Source organism: Pleurocapsa sp. PCC 7319 (genome assembly GCF_000332195.1).
GTDB lineage: Bacteria > Cyanobacteriota > Cyanobacteriia > Cyanobacteriales > Xenococcaceae > Waterburya.
This window is the reverse complement of record NZ_KB235922.1, coordinates 546446-563453: the sequence shown is the minus strand read 5'-3', so window position 1 is coordinate 563453 and position 17008 is coordinate 546446. Positions and strand designations below refer to the sequence as shown.

15 protein-coding genes are annotated in these 17008 nt (G+C 38.7%); 8 read left to right on the top strand and 7 right to left on the bottom strand.

Annotated features, from left to right (window positions below; translation table 11 throughout):
* Positions 1-190 precede the first annotated feature (190 nt).
* The gene (locus PLEUR7319_RS0106705) at positions 191-1918 is read right to left on the bottom strand and encodes a diflavin flavoprotein (RefSeq protein ID WP_019504435.1); all 1728 of its coding nucleotides are present in this window, start codon (positions 1916-1918) and stop codon (positions 191-193) included.
* A 174-nt stretch (positions 1919-2092) separates the two neighbouring features.
* Here PLEUR7319_RS0106705 and PLEUR7319_RS0106700 point away from each other — a divergent pair, with 174 nt between their 5' ends.
* Together PLEUR7319_RS0106700 and alaS are read left to right on the top strand one after the other, a co-directional pair.
* Positions 2093-2644, top strand: a complete 552-nt coding sequence (locus PLEUR7319_RS0106700; RefSeq protein ID WP_019504434.1) for a transposase — start codon at positions 2093-2095, stop codon at positions 2642-2644.
* A gap of 210 nt (positions 2645-2854) precedes the next feature.
* Positions 2855-5482 (top strand): alanine--tRNA ligase, encoded by a 2628-nt coding sequence (alaS, locus tag PLEUR7319_RS0106695; protein WP_019504433.1) that lies wholly within the window; start codon positions 2855-2857, stop codon positions 5480-5482.
* Positions 5483-5522: 40 nt separating this feature from the next.
* Here alaS and PLEUR7319_RS0106690 read toward each other — a convergent pair whose 3' ends face one another.
* On the bottom strand, positions 5523-6254 hold the full coding sequence (locus PLEUR7319_RS0106690; RefSeq protein ID WP_019504432.1) for a hypothetical protein: 732 nt from the start codon (positions 6252-6254) through the stop codon (positions 5523-5525).
* Positions 6255-6433: 179 nt separating this feature from the next.
* Here PLEUR7319_RS0106690 and PLEUR7319_RS37870 point away from each other — a divergent pair, with 179 nt between their 5' ends.
* Positions 6434-6931: a CHAD domain-containing protein gene (locus PLEUR7319_RS37870; protein ID WP_026102355.1), complete on the top strand. Its 498-nt coding sequence runs from the start codon at positions 6434-6436 to the stop codon at positions 6929-6931.
* Positions 6932-7070: 139 nt separating this feature from the next.
* Here PLEUR7319_RS37870 and PLEUR7319_RS0106680 read toward each other — a convergent pair whose 3' ends face one another.
* Positions 7071-7340, bottom strand: coding sequence for a DUF1816 domain-containing protein (locus PLEUR7319_RS0106680; RefSeq protein WP_019504431.1), 270 nt, complete (start codon positions 7338-7340; stop codon positions 7071-7073).
* 709 nt (positions 7341-8049) lie between these two features.
* Here PLEUR7319_RS0106680 and PLEUR7319_RS0106675 point away from each other — a divergent pair.
* Positions 8050-8652, top strand: a complete 603-nt coding sequence (locus tag PLEUR7319_RS0106675) for a hypothetical protein (RefSeq protein WP_019504430.1) — start codon at positions 8050-8052, stop codon at positions 8650-8652.
* Between the two features lie 67 nt (positions 8653-8719).
* Here the strand turns inward: PLEUR7319_RS0106675 and fabD are convergent, their stop codons facing one another.
* The 4 genes from fabD to PLEUR7319_RS0106655 all read right to left on the bottom strand — a co-directional run bounded on the left by fabD (position 8720) and on the right by PLEUR7319_RS0106655 (position 14534).
* Positions 8720-9622, bottom strand: a complete 903-nt coding sequence (gene fabD, locus PLEUR7319_RS0106670) for an ACP S-malonyltransferase (protein WP_019504429.1) — start codon at positions 9620-9622, stop codon at positions 8720-8722.
* 210 nt (positions 9623-9832) lie between these two features.
* The gene (locus tag PLEUR7319_RS0106665) at positions 9833-10987 is read right to left on the bottom strand and encodes a CO2 hydration protein (RefSeq protein ID WP_019504428.1); all 1155 of its coding nucleotides are present in this window, start codon (positions 10985-10987) and stop codon (positions 9833-9835) included.
* A 120-nt stretch (positions 10988-11107) separates the two neighbouring features.
* The gene (locus PLEUR7319_RS0106660; protein WP_019504427.1) at positions 11108-12559 is read right to left on the bottom strand and encodes an NADH-quinone oxidoreductase subunit M; all 1452 of its coding nucleotides are present in this window, start codon (positions 12557-12559) and stop codon (positions 11108-11110) included.
* Between the two features lie 79 nt (positions 12560-12638).
* On the bottom strand, positions 12639-14534 hold the full coding sequence (locus PLEUR7319_RS0106655) for an NAD(P)H-quinone oxidoreductase subunit F (protein ID WP_019504426.1): 1896 nt from the start codon (positions 14532-14534) through the stop codon (positions 12639-12641).
* Positions 14535-15494: 960 nt separating this feature from the next.
* On the opposite strand from PLEUR7319_RS0106655, the gene PLEUR7319_RS0106650 reads away from it, so the two are divergent.
* From PLEUR7319_RS0106650 to PLEUR7319_RS0106635, 4 genes are all read left to right on the top strand, one after another.
* Complete coding sequence (locus PLEUR7319_RS0106650) at positions 15495-15806, top strand: carbon dioxide-concentrating mechanism protein CcmK (RefSeq protein WP_019504425.1); 312 nt, start codon at positions 15495-15497, stop codon at positions 15804-15806.
* A 106-nt stretch (positions 15807-15912) separates the two neighbouring features.
* Positions 15913-16224 (top strand): carbon dioxide-concentrating mechanism protein CcmK, encoded by a 312-nt coding sequence (locus PLEUR7319_RS0106645; protein ID WP_019504424.1) that lies wholly within the window; start codon positions 15913-15915, stop codon positions 16222-16224.
* A 108-nt stretch (positions 16225-16332) separates the two neighbouring features.
* Positions 16333-16671: a carbon dioxide-concentrating mechanism protein CcmK gene (locus tag PLEUR7319_RS0106640; RefSeq protein ID WP_019504423.1), complete on the top strand. Its 339-nt coding sequence runs from the start codon at positions 16333-16335 to the stop codon at positions 16669-16671.
* Positions 16672-16691: 20 nt separating this feature from the next.
* Positions 16692-17000, top strand: coding sequence for a EutN/CcmL family microcompartment protein (locus tag PLEUR7319_RS0106635; protein WP_019504422.1), 309 nt, complete (start codon positions 16692-16694; stop codon positions 16998-17000).
* Positions 17001-17008 lie beyond the last annotated feature (8 nt).

Here is a 17008-nt window from a genome sequence, read left to right as displayed (position 1 = left end):
AACTTGATAACTTTCATCTTCTGTCTTCTACCCACTTTTTTCTAACCCACACCAGACGTTCAGTGTTTGCTATCAGCTATCAGTCTATATAGAGCTTACAGTTTCTTTAAGCGATAGAATCCGATGTTCCAACTGTTGCCCAAAGCTGAGAGCTGTAAGCTATAGACTGATAGCTTTTTTAGATTGCAAGTTAATAATGATTTCCTACCTTACGGTGATGGACTGCAGTTAAGCCATCGGGGTTAGAAACTCGACCTAAATCAACTTTGCTATAAACAATCCAGTGATCGCTGCATTCCATACGGCTCATGACTTCACATTCTAGATATGCTAAAGCATCGTTTAAAATAGGCGAGCCATTAGTTGCGGTTTGGGTTTTGACTCCGGCAAAACGGTCAGCACCTGGTTTAAATCGCTTGAGGAAGTGTTTCATTAGGTTTTGATACTTACCTTCTTCCAGGATATTTAAGACAAAGCGATCGCCTACCTGCATCAAAGATTCAATCGCCCGATCTTTAGCGACGGCAATAGTTAATCCAGGTGGTTCAAAGCTAGCTTGGGATACCCACGAAGCCAACATGGCACTGCTAACATCGCCTTTAGTTGCGGTAATAATATATAGTCCACCACTTAAGCGACCAATTGCTTTATCGAGGTCGCTATCGAGGGATTTCATGTGCTTGACTAGATCTTTGCGGGTTAAGAGTTGCCCTAAGTCAGTTCCCGATTCTTCACATAACTGATAATCTGCTTCGGTAGGTGTATCCTTAAGCTTAATTGCTGGAAAAGCCGACTTTAAACCCGCTTCACGGAATTTAGTTGACAGAGGATCAATTGGCTCATCATCATCACCATAGGATTCAAACATACCAATAATTTGTTTTTCTTTAGATGCTGCTAAAACTGTTCCTAAATTGGTAGTAATATCCTCTTGGCTGTTGCTACTGAGGGGAGGCATTCCCAATACCAGACCCACGGAACGACCAACGATTTCATGGACTTCAGTACTATCGGCTGAACGCAAATCCACCATTTCTACTTCAATTCCAGTTTTGGTGATTCCTCTGGCAATAGCTTGGGAAAGGCGATCGCTGTAGCCATAGTCGGAGATATAAAAAACCGCTACTGTCTTTTCTCCTTTAGTTTGAGCTTTACTCCAATCGCGATAGCGGTTTAAGAGTTCCTGGAGGTTATGACGCAATAGAGGACCATGTCCATTGGCAATGGTGTTAATTTCTCCTAAATTATCCATCCGTTTCATTGCCGAAAGTACGGAACGAGCATTAGGACCCATTAAACAGTCGTAATAAAAGCGATAGTCTTTTTCGATCGCTTTTAAGTCTTCATCATAGGTAGCATCAGAACAATAGTGCATCCCAAAAGCATCGCAGGTAAACAAGATACCTGTCTTCTGGTCATAACTAAATATGGTGTCGGGCCAATGTAAATTAGGAGCGTTAACAAACTCAATTACGTGACCTTGACCTAAATCAATCGTTTCACCATTCTTGATGATTTGTTTCTCGAAGGGTTGATGAACTAAGTCTTCTAAAAACTTAATTGCCATCTTCGCTGCAACTACTGTCGCTTGGGGTGCTAGTTCCAAAAAGTCTTTAACTAATCCACTATGATCGGGTTCGGTATGACTAATAATGAGGTAGTCAATCTCTTTAGGATCGATTAAGCCAGTTAAAGTATCCAAATATAACTGACGAAATTTAGCGTGAGACGTATCAACTAAGGCAGTCTTATCGCCACGAATTAAATAGGAATTATAAGTTGTACCATTTTGTAAGCCAAATTCTATATCAAAGCGATCGCGATCCCAATCTAGAGAGCGAATTGCTGTGGTGTCGGGAGTTATCGCGGCAGTTTCGATAGTTAATCTTGGCTGGGTTTTGATTGGTGTTGCGACCATAGCCTCTCTCTTAATTTTTATTAAGTTTTTTTATTCTTTCTTTATTGTGCCACGTCTTTTCTTTCAGCAATGAGTAGTTAGTTATGTGATTGTTTGATTTTCTTTATGATTCGTCGAGAAAATGCGGTTACGCTTCTCCTTAGTCTGCGAAGCAAAAATGGGTATATTTAGTCTATGAAATATGATTCTACAAGACATCATAGACGCTCCATCAGGCTTAAAGGATACGATTATTCTCAGGCAGGATTTTATTTTGTCACCATTTGTTGTTATCAAAGACAATGTTTATTTGGTGACATTGTTAATGGTTTGATGCAGTTAAATCAATATGGTGAGATTGTTGCCGAAACCTATCAATCGTTGTCATTTCGTTATTCCTATATAAATCTCGATGAATGGATTATTATGCCCAATCATTTTCACGGGATTATCGTTTTAACCGACAAACCCTGTAGGGGCGTTTCGCGAAACGCCCCTACCCCACCAATCAATTCCAAACCAAAACGTAAACCATTGGGACGTTTAATTGGGGCATTCAAAACCGTTTCCACCAAAAAAATCAATCTAATTCGCAACGCACCAGGTTCATCAGTATGGCAACGTAATTATTACGAACACATTATTCGTAATCAAAAATCATTAAACAATATCCGCCAATATATTATTAACAATCCAATATCTTGGAATGTTGATCAATTGCATCCCAACAATCCGTCAAAATGGTAATGTGGGAAACCGATAAACCCTGTAGGGGACGGGGCTTATAAACGCCTGGGAAACCACAGGCGACAGCCCCTCCGTTTCGCGAACCGCCCCTACCAATTTTGATGAAATGCGATCGCTCTGTTACTCAATTATATTACCAATGCCTAAAGTAGTTCATCCCCTAAAAATGCAAAAATAAATAAATAAACTAATTGCATTACATAAACTACTATGGCTGATCTTCCTCACCTAAGCGGTAGCGACATCCGCGACAAGTTCCTCAAATTCTTTGAAACCCGACAACACAAAATTTTACCCAGTGCCTCTTTAATATCAGAAGACCCAACAGTAATATTGACTATTGCGGGGATGCTACCTTTTAAACCTATATTTTTGGGACAGCGCAAACCACCTCAACCCCGCGCTACTACCTCCCAGAAATGTATTCGTACCAATGATATTGAGAATGTGGGACGTACCGCCAGACATCATACCTTCTTTGAGATGTTGGGGAATTTTAGCTTTGGAGATTATTTTAAAGAACAAGCTATTGAATGGGCGTGGGAACTATCTACACAAGTGTATAAGTTACCTCCAGAACGCATTATCCCTAGCGTATTTCATAGTGATGATGAAGCTTTTGCTATCTGGCGCGACAAGATAGGTATTCCCGAAAATCGTATTCAGCGCATGGGGGAAGATAACTATTGGACAATGGGTGCTACTGGTCCTTGTGGTCCTTCTTCGGAGTTATTTTATGATTTTCATCCCGAATTGGGCGATGAAAACATTGATTTAGAAGATGACAGCAGGTTTATCGAGTTTTATAACTTGGTATTCATGCAATACAACCAAGATGCGGAAGGAAATAGAACCCCTCTACAAAATAAAAACATCGATACAGGTTTGGGTTTGGAAAGGATGGCGCAAATCCTTCAGCAAGTACCCAATAATTATGAAACTGATTTAATTTTCCCGATTATTAAAACTGCTGCTGAGATTGCAGGAATTGATTACAATCAAGCTGACGAGAAGACTAAAACCTCTTTAAAAGTCATTGGCGATCATGTTCGTGCAGTGGTTCATATGATTGCCGATGGCATTACTGCTTCTAATACCGATCGCGGTTATATTTTACGTCGCTTAATACGGCGAGTAATTCGTCATGGCAGATTGATTGGGATTAATGGTAATTTTATTAATCAAGTTGCAGCAACTGCGATCGCTCTCTCGGAATCAGCTTATCCTAATGTTAGGGAAAGGGAAGAGTTTATAAAAAATCAGTTAGTCACTGAAGAATCACAATTTCTGAAGACATTGGATAGAGGGGAAAAACTATTAGCAGAAATTATTGCTAGCACCAATAAGCAGATATCTGGAGTAGATGCCTTTACTCTCTATGACACTTACGGCTTTCCCTTTGAATTGACTCAAGAAATTGCCGAGGAACAAGGTTTAACTGTTGATGAAGCAGGCTTTGAAGCAGAAATGGAACAACAGCGTACTCGGGCTAGAGCAGCACACGAAACCATCGATTTGACAGTTCAGGGAAGTATCGATAAACTGGCAGAACATATTCATCCTACAGAATTTTCCGGCTACGGCGAACTTCAATCCCAGGCAAAAGTTGAAGCGGTATTAATCTCAGGGAAATCTTCAGAAGCTGCTGAAGTAGGAGCAGAAATTCAACTTATTCTCGATCAAACTCCTTTTTATGCTGAATCTGGAGGGCAAATTGGGGATAAAGGATATCTTTCTGGGGATAACCTGCTAATTCGTATCCAAGATGTACAACAAGAATCTGGGTTCTTTGTTCATTACGGAAAAATTGAGCGCGGTAGTGTTACTGTGGGAGATACAGTTAACGCAGCTATTGATCGTGCTTGTCGTCGTCGCGTGCAAGCAAATCACACTGCAACTCACTTACTTCAGGCAGCATTGAAGAAGGTAGTTGATAATTCCGTATCTCAAGCTGGATCGTTAGTCAGTTTTGATCGCCTTCGGTTTGACTTTAATTCTCCCCGCGCTTTAAAACCGAAAGATGTACAACAAGTAGAAGAATTGGTTAATACTTGGATTTCCGAAGCCCATGAAGCTGATGTGAATATTATGCCCTTAGAAGATGCTAAGGCTAAAGGTGCAACGGCTATGTTTGGGGAAAAATATACTGCTGAAGTGAGAGTAATCGATTTTCCGGGAGTTTCTATGGAACTTTGTGGCGGTACTCATGTTAAAAATACGGCTGAAATTGGCGCATTTAAAATTATCTCGGAAACTGGTATTTCTTCTGGGGTAAGAAGGATTGAAGCTGTAGCTGGGGCAGCTATTTTAGATTATTTAGAAGTACGGGATAAAGTCGTTAAAGAATTGAGCGATCGCTTTAAAGTCAAACCCGAAGAAATCGGCGATCGAGTTAATAGTTTACAAGCAGAACTCAAAGCGACTCAAAAAGAATTAGAAGCAGCAAAACAGGAGCTAGCTCTAGCCAAATCTGACAGTTTGTTATCCCAAGCCGAAACAGTCGGTGATTATAAAATTCTGGTAGCCAATATGGGAGAAATGGATGCAAAGTCTTTACAGTCGGCAGCAGAAAGATTGCAACAAAAACTAGGAGAATCAGCCGTAGTAATTGCATCCATACCTTCGGAAGGAAAAATTAGTTTAGTAGCTGCTTTTAGTCAGAAAGTTATCCAAGAAAAGAAACTACAAGCCGGAAAATTTATTGGTGGTATTGCCAAAATCTGCGGCGGTGGCGGTGGTGGCAGACCAAATCTCGCTCAAGCTGGCGGCAGAGATGCCAGTAAGTTAGATAAAGCTTTGGATACTGCAAAACAAAAGTTAATTGAAGGCTTGAGTTAGATTTAATGAGGTAGGTTGATTCCTACCTTCATTAGGCAAACTACATAGACAACAAGAGAATCGTAAATAGAAATGCACCACCAACAAAGGAGCCAAAACAGTTTTCCTTTTCATTAGGTAGTTCTCGATGAAGGACATTGAGAATAATACTTCCTGCAAGAAATGACCAAACGAGGGCGATCGCCGCTTCGTTTAAGTGTGCCAGTCTACCGATTATGGCACCAAAAATGATTGCTCCTACTAATAACCATCGACCTAGTTTGTCATAGAGGTATGATTGATGTTCTCTAAGATTATCGTCAATGATAAATAGATGAAGGGCTACGGAAACGAAAAATAAGATGCAATCTAGTATACTGTGTTCGCTCAAGTCCTGTAGCAGATAACCCAGGATGACGTTTAAAAGGGCAAACCCAGTGATCTGAATCCAAAAAATAGTCCTGCTGTTGTGTTCTGTTGAAAATGTTGATTGCTGAGGAGATGTTGCTCGCAGAGCTAATAAATTTAATCCATAGAATACCATCAAGCCCAACAGTGCCATGATATAAACATGATTTTCCAAGTACTCCATCAAAGGGATTTCAGAATGCTGAAGTTCTTCTTGAGCATGACTTAATTCAGGAAATACTTCCAGGAATACGTAACTGAGGGATACTCCACCAGCGAATGATATCCAGCGAAATCGAGGAATGATAGAAAAAATGGGTAAGCGTGTGGCAAATCCATGAACTAAAGCCAATGCGATCGCCAATATTAAACCTGGATTCACCATTGTACTTTCCTTCTTTCATATCTAATCAAATACAATAATGGGGAATTTTAATAATCATTTATTAATTTTTCATTAGTTTTAAATTAACTGTATTATTTTATACTGCTTTGATTAATTATTTACCCTTAGCAAGATTTGGTTTATTGCCATAACTTGGCTAATTTCAGAGCAATTATTTCATGTCAATTACGAATTTCAACTTTAATAATCAGTTATTAGCAGCTTTGCCCTTATCAGAATATCAACGTCTTCTACCTCAACTACAATTAATTAGACTAGTAGCGGGTCAAATTCTCTATCAGCCTCAGGAAAACATTCGCTACGTTTATTTTCCACAACAAAGTTTAATCTCTCTAGTCACTATTTTGGAAAATGGCACGACCTTAGAAGTTGGAAAAGTTGCCATGATTGGTTTTGCTCCGGCGATCGCCTTACCGAAAATAGCAACTGAAAAAATAGCTGGTAAAATCGGCAAAGTATTAGGTGAATTGAGAGATTTAGATGTATTACAACTTGCTTTGAAAACTAAATATCAGCCAAATTTGCCGTCAGACAAGCAAAAATATTTGTCTAAAGCTACTAAAAAAATTGCCCAAAAACGGAAAAAAGCTTTTAAATACGTCAAATTTACTCTACAGGGAAAAACTAAACTTATCGGCGTTTCAAACAAGGTATAGAAGATTGGTTGAAAAAACCTCAATATACTGCGATCGCTGCCACTAAGATTGAGCTAGTTGTACCTGATTTACTTTTACCCCAAGTGAGTCAGCTATTATTGCACCCAGGTTGGTTTAAGGGAATTGTGGCTAACACTTGTCAAAAGTACTCTTTTTCGCAGACAGTTAGTTCTGTAGGTTGTGAGCAATGTTCTAATTCTATATGTATTCCCTGGGCATTCTCCGCCATTAAATCTTCAATATAGCCACCTTGCAATGATTTAGCTTCTAAATGACTATCAAAAGGACCAAAATAGTAAATACACTTTGGTACTTTAGTACTTATTTTAAGCCAATAAAATATTTCCTCTTTTTCTTTTGCCGATTTTTCTAAACCAAGAAAACTAAATAATTTTGTGGCTAATGACATAACAAAAGGTGATTTTTAAGAATTATAAGTAATATTTTTGTTGTGTGACTAATTAGTATTTTTTAGAAATAAGTCAATTACATTAGTGTCTAAGCACAATCTATACTAAATATACGATTATTTCGTTAGTCAAAACCTTAGTAATTTTCAGGTCTGTAACTAATAAATATTTAAGTATAAATTACTATGATTAAAATATTTAGCTCAATAAGCGATCTAATTCGCAAAATTTCTATCTAATCAATTAACTCTAGCAATTTTATTGTAGAAATTACAGATCACCGTCTGATAATACAGGACTTCTTTTTTTTTAAAGATTTTTTACACTAGTCGCTCAAGTATCCTACTCAAAGTCCGTCAAATAAGAACTTTTTTGAATTTTATTTGCGTTACATACAAAATAACTAAAGATATTGTTTTAAAGTATGTATTTTCGCTACAATTATAGTTTAGAGTTGATAATAATACGTAGAGTTTTCTGTTACTTTTAAGATGTTTTATCGTTAAATCAAGGTGATTTTAGATGGTAAGTTAAACGAATTATTTTGAAGATAAAATATTTTTCTCTTAGTACAACAAAAAATATTTGTCTTATGCTTGCAAAAGTTGTTTATGATTATACATTTTCGTTGGTGATGATGCACTTTCGCATAAACCAGCCTCAAAGTATATTTTCTGGTTAATTAAATGGAGCTACTTAATATCGATCATGTTGACACAATTGTCTTTACTTGAGCAAGCAGGTAGTTTAACAACTAATAAATCAAATTTGCCCAAGCCGTCACAAGTTGTTGAAGCTTTGCTTGAGCTGGAAAAAAAAGCGAGAAAAGAGCAATTACGCTATTCATTTCCTGATTTAATCGGTAGCTGGAACTTACGCTTTATCACTGGAACCAAAAAAACTAGGAAAAAAGCAGGTATTGTATTGGGTGCAGGGCGATATATACCCCCATTAGTTAAGATTAAAATTATTTATGAGAATGGTAAGCAGCCAAATACAGATGCAGGCAGAGTCAAAAATTGTGTAGACTTAGCTTTTCTTCAATTGTCTCTAACTGGTCCAGTTAAGTTTATAACTCCCAAAAATATTTTAGCTTTTGATTTTACTACCATAACAATAGCTGTATTTGGCTTGAAACTTTATGATGGATACATTCGAGGCGGAGCAACTAAAGAAGCTGAGTTTGAGCAGATCCCCCTCAGTCAACAAGCATTTTTTAGTTATTTTTTAATCCAAGAAAATTTGATTGCCGCCAGAGGTAGGGGTGGCGGATTGGCTCTGTGGAGTCGAGACGTGGAAACAAACAAATAATAACAAAGTTACACTAAAGCTACAAACCAATAGCTAATAGCTATTAGTTTATTTAAGCAAAGTGAATTTAAGAACTCATGACTAGAGTTTTAGCATTTAATTGTACTACGGTGCCAACAGTTTCTAGCTTGATTTCACGGCAAGTCCTTTTAATCAAACCGCACAAAGCTTTTCCTGGACCTACTTCGATAATGTTGGTGATTTCTGACTGAGAAAATTGCAACATTATTTCTCGCCAACGCACTGAACCTGTCATCTGCTGCACTAATCTTCGTTTCAACTCTTCTTGGCTGGTAGCTGGAGTTGGTTCAACATTTGATAGTACTGGAACCTGAGCATCATTAAAGTTAACCGAATTTAGTACATCTAGAAATTGTTCTGAAGCTTCTTGCATTAGAGGTGAATGAAAAGCACCAGATACATTTAATGTCATCACCCTTTTAGCTTTAACTTTTCCTAGTATTTCTGCTACAGCTTCTGGAGTACCAGATATGACTACTTGCCCTGCGCTATTATCATTGGCTAGGACTACATCAGAAGTTTCGGTTAATGCTGTCATTAATTGAGAGCGATCAAATTTCATTAGTGCAGCCATTTTTCCGCCAGCAGCACTATCCATTAATTCTGCTCTTTTTTTGACTAATTTGAGTCCTGATTCAAAATCAAAAACTTTTGCCGCATATAAAGCTACATATTCACCTAGGCTATGACCTGCTACCAACTGAGGTAAGCCAATTCTCTCAGTTAATAGGTCTACCAAAATTGATTCAACAACATATAGACATGGTTGAGTGTAGAGTGTACGAGCCAAGGTCTCATCATCTCCCTGGCAAATGTCTAATATTGACCAACCTAGAACTTTTTCGGCAATTTCAAATTTGGATTTTGCCAGGGAAATATCTTGTAAATCTATTCCCATTCCTAATGCTTGAGAACCTTGTCCGGGAAATACCCATGCTGTTTTTGTCATTGATTAAAATTATATTTATTTTCTTGTGTGTTTAAAACTGCTCACTCCCTAAAAACTAGATTCGTGGAACATATTAAGATTTCTTTAATAAACAGTCTTTGAAGGATTATCTCATTCTACTTGTAAGTTTGTCGACAGATTTACTTTGGCGATTGCCCGAAGGGCAGTAGCAAAGACAATCGCGAACAATTACGACCAAGAGAATGTGTATTAAGATACTTCTGCAGTTTTTTGGTTATTAACTTTAAGTATTTGGGATTCTAGTATTCGATTAAGCCATCCTTTGAGATATTTACGGTTAGCCATCTGTTCCTCTGGATCTTCAGTATTCAAGGGATGAGGTGCTAATCCTTGAACTGCAGCAGTGGTAACACAGAACATAGATTTCTGGAAACTTTCACAAATCTGAATTCTGATATCTCCTTCACCTCGAACATTTTGCCGATAAATATCCTGTAGATAATCAGGTAAAAAATGTCGCATGTCTTGCATCAGTAAGGTGGGAGGAATTCCTGCTCCACCAATAGGGAGAGGATCGGCGTATAATGCTCCGTAATTGAACATTCCCAAGTCATAGGAAATTTCGTAAGCTTGAGCATTGTAAGATACTGTTCCTCTAAAGGGAGTTCCTCTAAAGAAAACAGCCTCTACATAAGGGACACCAGTATCCATTAAAAAGGTTAACCCCGCTGATTTGGGAAGGATATCATATTCTTGGTCACGAACTTTTACTGTGTAGGTAATTGGTCGAGCGGCATCTGCTACCAACCCATCTAGAATAAATTTTACTACGTCGGGAATAGATTTGATCTCACCGCGATCATAACTATCGGATAAGTTAATAAAAATATCGCTCATTACTCGCCAAAACTGTCCTAGCCCACTGTAATAAGCCATCTGGCGCATTTGTTCGGGGAGAAAGTCTTTAAATGCTTTGTGCAATCCGATCATCAGAGGGTTGTATTTAAAGTAGGCTTTAATTAGTTCCTCTGTTGCCGCAGCGAACTCTGGGGTATCAACATAGGCATCTAAGCCGCCACCACCATGCCAAAACATTGCTTTCATGCAATATTCTGCATATTCATAGTTAATGCGATCATGCCAAAGAAATTTAAGAAATTTCTTAGTGTTGACATCTCCGTTAAAATATTTAAAGAAGGGAAATAACTTTAAAAATTGTGTGTCAGCAATGTAGCACAAGTTAACGGAATAGGCGTCTAAGACTACTCCATAACTTTTCAAAATACCAACTACTTCCACGAGATTTTGGGGAGTATCGTCCAGAAGAGCATCCCCTTTTTCCAATCTCGCAATGTATTCATCGATGAAATAAGACTTAGAACGTTTAACCTCAGTACTGACCATAATAAAATTATCTTGTGATATCTTACTTCCTACTTTCTGATTTATAAATACATTTTCATGCGTCCTGGTGTACGCAGTTCATGATGGCTACTTTCTATTTTCCACTTAAGCGAAGCGGTGTTAGCCTCCTGTTAAAAGGGCGATCGCTTGTACTTCACTCCAGTGAGTAACCCAATCTGGTTTAAGACCAAAGGCGAAAATTAGCAACAGTAGGACAAAAGCAGGAGCGTGTTCTTTCCACTTGACAGGGGGGATTTTAGGCAACCCAACGGTGAGACGACCAAAAAAGACTTTATTAATAACTAATAAAAAGTAGACTGCCGTTAAACCAGTTCCCACCATACATAAAAGAGTTGGTATCGGGAAAATAGCAATACTTCCTCTAAATACTAAAAATTCGGAAATAAAGCCGACCATACCTGGTAATCCTGAACTAGCCATTACCCCCAGAATCATCATTCCTCCAGTAACAGGTAAGCCTCTTTCTGGATTAAGCAGACCTCTTAAATAATTGACATCTCGCGAGCCAGTTTTTTTGTATACCATTCCCACCAGTAAGAACAAAAATGCTGAGATTAATCCATGGCTGACCATTTGAAACACAGCAGCAGTCATACTGAGACGAGTAGAAGCAGATGCCGCTAGGAGAATATAGGCCATGTGAGCAATTGAGGAGTACGCCACTACTTTTTTCATGTCTGTTTGAGCGATCGCACAGGAAGCTCCATATAAAGCACTAATTGCGGCTAATACTGCTAACCAGGGAGCAAGATAAACCCAAGCTTCGAGAAATAAACCGACTCCAAAACGTAAGAGGGCATAAGTTCCTAGCTTGAGTAGTACTCCGGCGAGCAATACTGATATGGGGGTGGATGCCTCTACGTGAGCATCTGGCAGCCACGTATGGAAGGGAAAAATGGGGATTTTAATAAACACTCCAATTAAGAGTGGGGCTAGTAATAGTAATTGGCTACCAAGAGGTAGAGTGTAATCTCGCAATGTTTGATAATCAAAAGTACTTGCTCCAGTTAACCAAACCAAGCCTAGAAAGGAAGCTAATACCAAAATTCCCGATAGCGCAGTATAAAGTAAAAACTTCATGGCTGCATAACCTCTTCTGGCTCCCCCCCAGATGGCAATCAAGAAATATAGTGGAACAATTTCTAACTCATAAAATAAGAAAAACAGTAGTAAATCCTGAGCTAAAAAGGCTCCTGCTGCACCGCCACTCAATAGTAAGAGCATGGCATAATACAATCTGGGTCTTTGAATCCCCTGGCTAGTACTAATAATGGCAATCAAAGTTAATAAACTATTGAGTAATAATAAGGGAAAAGAAAGACCATCGATTCCCAGATGATAGTTTAAACCGATCCACTCAATCCAAGGAATATCTTGAGCAAACTGGCATCCTGGATGTTGAAAATCAAACTGAAAACCAAGAACTATATTGATACCTAAAGTAGTAACTGCTGTAACAAGAGCAATATTGCGGCAAATTGTTCCTTTTAAGGGAGTTAAACCTACTATCGCCGCAGCCAAAAAAGGAATAAGGATTAAGGCACTGAGCATAATTTGTGATTATCTCTGGGAATTTAACAAAATTGACCGAACAAATATGTTTAAAGATTGAATAATATCGACACGACCATTACATAATTGAGGACCAATAGTTAGTAACTATTGACCACTGACCATGGAGCATCGACCATAACAGCAAGCCTACGCCAATCACAATCGTGGCAAGGTAAAATTGAGATTGTCCAGAAACGTTGTATTTCAAGGCATTACTACTAAAGATTGTGGCTAAACTGACTAAATTCACTGCTCCATCAACTACATAACGGTCAATCCAAGAAGTAAATTTAGAAAAAGCAGAAACCGCAGCAACAACTGTTACTTCATACAATTTATCTACATAAAAATCGTAGGCTAACAAATCCTGAACAAATCGAACTGCAAAATTACTAGATCTTGACCAGGCTTGACGTACTGATATAGTTGAACCAATTACGCACCCTAATGCCCCTGAGGCAATCAACAACGGTACTGCATATTGATTAATTAATTCTGGTTGATCCAGAGGTAAAGGGGTATTCGGACTTAACCAGAGAGGCCATTGTATAGGAGCAGAGGTAGCAATTAAAGTAACGACCATCAGGGCAACCATCGGTACTGCCATAAGCCAAGGAGATTCAGGAGCACGACGGGTTTTAACCTGTGGCTCACCCAGAAAAATAATCCGAAATAATCTTGTCAAGTTAATCGCAGAGAAAGTATTAACAAACATCACCAACAGCAACAGCCACCAGTCTACATCCCAAGAGCCGCTAAACCAGCGTTGATAAGTCCAGAACATACCTAAGGGCGCAAATCCAATTAACCCTGCTGCGCCTACCACAAAAGACATTCCTGTAGCAGGCATCCTTGACCACAAACCACCCATTTCACTGACATTTTGATTATTAGAAGTGAGAATGACTGATCCAGCACTCATAAATAATAAAGCTTTGGCGATCGCATGACTAAATAACAATAGGAAGGCTATATCTACTTGCCTTAGTCCTACGGCAATAAAGACTAAACCTATGTGAGCACTAGTAGAATGGGATAAAGCTCGCTTAATATCAATCTGAGCGATTGCCATCAAAGATGTACCAATAGCCGTAACTGTCCCGATCAAAATCAAGGCATCAGCAGAAATCGGGGATAAAGTTGTCGCCGGCTCTAATTTAATTAGCACATAGGCTCCAGCCGAAACAACGATCGAGTTACGCATAATTCCTGCTGGATTGGGTCCTTCCATCGCTTCGTCTAACCAGAGATTGAGGGGGAATTGAGCACATTTACCGATAGGACCGGCAATTAGAGCTAGACCCAACAAGGCAGCTACGCTCGGGTCTAACTGATGTCCTTTTACCCAAGTATCTAACTCCGAAAAACTTAGTCCTTCTCCGTAGTTTGAAAGAGCCACTATTCCCATAAGTAAGGCAATATCTCCGACCCTTTTAGTCAGAAAGGCATCCCTGGCAGCAGTTACTACTAAAGGCTGAGCATACCAAAAACCGACTAAGAGATATGTGGATAAAGTTAAAGCCTCTAACAAACAATAACTGAGTAACAGAGAATCACTGAGAGCTAAGCCCGCCAAAGCCGCTTCAAAAAATCCCATCAGGGCAAAAAAGCGCGCCAAAGACCAGTCTTTTTCCATGTAACCTAAAGCATAAATCTGCACGAGCAAGCTAATACCCGTTATCAACTCCAAGGCACCGAAACTAACTGGAGATAACTCGATCGATAAAGTTAAATCTAAATCTGCTACCTGTAACCAATGAAAAACATATTGTTGAGTTTCCCTAGTCCAAATTAGGTTAAAAATTATTGACCCATGAATAAAAGCTAACAAGGTCATAAAAATATTGAAATAGGCGGCTGGACGAGGTCCTGTCTGGCGAATAATGCCCAAAGACCAGGGCAAAGTCACAATTGCACCTATTAAGCCATATAAGGGTATGATCCAAGATTTTTCTAATAAAAAGTCAGTCATCAAAACTGTTGGGTAACTTACAACACCAAAATTTATAGTGATCAAATATTAAGTTAGCTAGTCTTCTTAGTCTTAACTAAGCTGTGATTTACTATATTTTCTTAAAACCTTATTCTAACAGCTATTCTGCTCTTAAATATCATTTAAATTTGACTATTTTAAAATTTAAAGATCTGGTCACTAGTTGAGCACAAAAACCCTTTAATCAACTATTATGGTTGCAGATTATCTTCAAGTTTTGATGGATATATTTATTCTTGATCGTTTTACTAGTGCCGCTATACTATAGCTTTTTTGAGTATTTATACCAATTAGTTATCAGTAAATTGGGCTTTTGTTAGATTTGTCAAGTAAAATCTCAGTCCGACTAGAAGTATTTTTGTATTTTGAAACAATATGCTTGAGGTGGCTATTAAATAAAAACCTTAAAAGTTTACAATCCATGCTTAGTTAGGGTTGTAAGAGTCTACGTCTCAAGCAAGTTAAGTCAAAATTATGTTGCAGAAAATTATTTAGGAACTCTACTTAACCAGAAATAGTAATTATTATAAATAAATTATAAAAAGTATATTTAATGCTAGTTATCATGATTTGAGCTGGATAAGAAACTGTTGTTTAGACAACAAGTATTAATTCTTATTAACAATCAAATTAAAAAATATAATCATGTTTTATGTTGTCAAAGGAGTCAAGGTTATTTATGCTTGATCATAGGTGGTAAATTAGCCAATACCAGATTGTTTTGACTAAAGTATTTTGTCAGGGCAAGGTAAGCTGCCACAATTGATAATCTTGGTGAAAATAATAGAACTCATAATATGATGAGTCTGAAAAGATGGGTTGGGTAACCACATCTAGGAGTGGAACAACACAATTAGTAGCTAAGTTGAGGCTTTTTGCCAGACATAGCTGGGCTACTCATAATTATTAATATTCGGTTTGAAGAGGAAAGGATAAAAAATGCCTATCGCAGTAGGAATGATCGAAACTTTGGGTTTTCCCGCAGTAGTAGAGGCAGCAGACTCAATGGTCAAAGCAGCTCGGGTCACTCTTGTAGGATACGAGAAAATCGGTACTGGTCGCGTTACGGTAATTGTGCGTGGTGATGTATCTGAAGTTCAGGCTTCAGTTGCTGCTGGAGTTGATTCTGCTAATCGAGTAAACGGTGGAGAGGTTCTTTCGACTCACATCATTGCTCGCCCCCATGAGAACTTAGAATATGTGCTACCGATTCGCTACACCGAAGAAGTAGAACAGTTTCGCTCCTATTAGTGATTCCTGAGTAAAAAATATAATTTCATTTCAGTCTCAAAATCAAACAACAGTTAATTAATTAAACCTAATTGGCGATCGCTATTTATAAATAAGGAGTAAAAATATGTCAATTGCAGTCGGAATGATTGAAACGCTAGGATTTCCTGCGGTAGTAGAAGCAGCAGATGCCATGGTAAAAGCCGCCCGGGTTACCCTAGTGGGATACGAAAAAATTGGTACAGGTCGTGTAACTGTAATTGTCCGTGGTGACGTATCTGAGGTGCAGGCTTCCGTAGCTGCGGGGACAGAAAACGTGACTAGAGTAAACGGCGGTCAGGTTCTTTCGACTCACATCATTGCTCGTCCCCATGAGAACCTCGAATATGTACTGCCAATTCGCTACACCGAAGAAGTAGAACAGTTTCGTACCTATTAATAAGTAGTATTTAAGCGAGAACTTGAAACTGGTTGAGCTAAAAGTTTAACTAGGGAAGTAACTAAATCAGGCAATATTTCCCACTTAAGATAATTCAGGAGTAAAAATATGTCAATTGCAGTTGGAATGATTGAAACGCTAGGCTTTCCTGCGGTAGTAGAAGCGGCAGATGCCATGGTAAAAGCCGCCCGGGTTACCCTAGTAGGATACGAAAAAATTGGTACAGGACGCGTGACTGTAATTGTCCGTGGTGATGTATCCGAAGTACAAGCTTCTGTTGCTGCGGGCACAGAAAATGTAAGCCGAGTAAATGGAGGACAAGTCCTTTCGACTCACATTATCGCTCGTCCTCATGAAAATCTTGAATACGTCTTACCCATTCGTTATACCGAAGCTGTCGAGCAGTTTCGTGAAAGCGTAAATCCTCGTCCTCTGAGAAGACCATAAGTTAATTTGAGCAGCAAGGCATGCAAATAGCCCAAGTTCGCGGTACAGTTGTTAGCACTCACAAAGTCCCTAGTATGAGAGGGATTAAGTTACTTCTAGTTCAATATATAGATGAACAGGGACAACTTTTATCTAAATATGAAGTAGCAGGAGACTTGATTGGTGCTGGTGTTAATGAGTGGGTCTTGGTTAGTCGAGGTAGTGCGGCTCGTATTGAGGCTGGTCAAGAATCTAAACCTCTAGATGCCACAATCGTGGGCATTATTGATACGGTCAACGTGGACCGCAACGCACTCTACAGTAAAAAAGAGGCAGAACGTTTGTCTTAGGGCTTAAT